Here is a 1,464-nt window from a genome sequence, read left to right on the forward strand (position 1 = left end):
TGGCCCTGGCAAGATTTTCGTGAAACGGGGCTGTGCCACCGTGCGCCGGTGACGCTCCGTCACGGGTAGCGGCGTCGGAGGTGGGCCATGACGATGACGCGGTGGCGCAGGAGCGGAACTCCGGCGCGGCCGGCCATGATCCGTTTCTGGAGCTTCAGATCCGTGATGCGGCCTTCGTTGACGCCGGAGTTGAACGGGGCGGTGATCCCCTGCACGACTGCCAGCTGGTCTTCGCGGATGGCGTTGGCCAGGCTCGCCAAGGCAGACAGGCCAGAGGCCGCGAGTTGGTCGAGCCAGTCCGGCAGCGGGGCGGCGTCGCGGGCATCAAGCATGGCCGCGAACTGCCTTACCAGAGTGTGGGTTTGGTCGAGCTCCGGGCAGTGTTGCAGCAGCCGACGGAGTGCCTCGGTGCCGTGCAGGCCGCGCCGGGGCGGTGTGGTGGTGATCCACCGGGCGACCTGGCGGGGCGAGGGTGGCCGCTCGCGCGGTGTGTCGATCGGCAGACCGCGGCGTAGCGGCGCGATGGCCATCTTGACCCGTTGGTAGTGGCCGCGGTAGCCCTTGGCGGCAATCTCCTGGTGCAGCACGGTCGCAGTGTGCTCGCCTTCCTCCCACCGCTGCCTCAGATACTCCAGATACGGGTCGAGACTCGTGGATCGGCGGGGCGGAGTGCGCCGTACGCACTCCTGCCAGCAGGCAGCGCGTGCGTACTTGGCCACGGTGCGGCGGTTCAAGCCGAGTTCGCGGGCTATCGCGCTGAGACTGCGGGCCGTGCCGGTGTATCCCTGGACGGTCTCGAACAGTCGCTTCGCGTGACGGCGGGCGGCAGTCTCGGCTGCCTCGCACGGTTCGTCCGACGGCGGTGGGGCCGGTTCGGGTTCAGGTACTGCGGCGGCCAGGCAGCCGCGGTGGGCCGCGGCGATGTCCGAGACCCGCTTCGACAGCCCCTGCCACAGGTGAAAACGGTCGCTGACCTGCACCGCGTCCGGGGCTCCCTCGGTGATGCCCTGCCGGTAGACCAGCGAACCGTCCCGGCACACCACCTCGACGCCGGGATGCGCACGCAGCCAGGAGGCCAGCTGCTCGGCATCGCGCCCGGCCCACAACTCGATCGGCAGCCGCCTGTCGGCATCCACGAGCAGCGTGCCGTAGATGTCCGCGTACAACGCGAAGTCATCCACGCCCAGCACCCGCGGTGTCGCGGCCGACGGAAGTCCCATGCGCATCAACTGGAACAGCACACTCGTCCGCGACAACGGCGTGTTCAAGATGTGCAGGAGCCGGGCCCCGCCACGGCCGGCGAGCAGCACCCCGGCCATCTCGACCAGATGCTGCAGCAGCGGACTGCGACGCTGATAGCGCACCGTCAGCCCCTCCACCTGCTCGGCAAACGTCCGCCGACCGCAGTCCGCACTGTCACAGAACAACCGCCGCACCATCAGACTGATCAGCACCGGGCGGCCC

Annotated in this window: 1 protein-coding gene; it reads right to left on the reverse strand. The window is 69.4% G+C overall.

From position 1 onward, the window contains the following. Positions 1 to 59: 59 nt before the first annotated feature. Positions 60 to 1,464: ISL3 family transposase (locus BIV23_RS44920; RefSeq protein WP_177240269.1), on the reverse strand; the 1,405-nt coding region annotated here is incomplete at its 5' end.

Source organism: Streptomyces monashensis (assembly GCF_001866665.1).
GTDB lineage: Bacteria > Actinomycetota > Actinomycetes > Streptomycetales > Streptomycetaceae > Streptomyces > Streptomyces monashensis.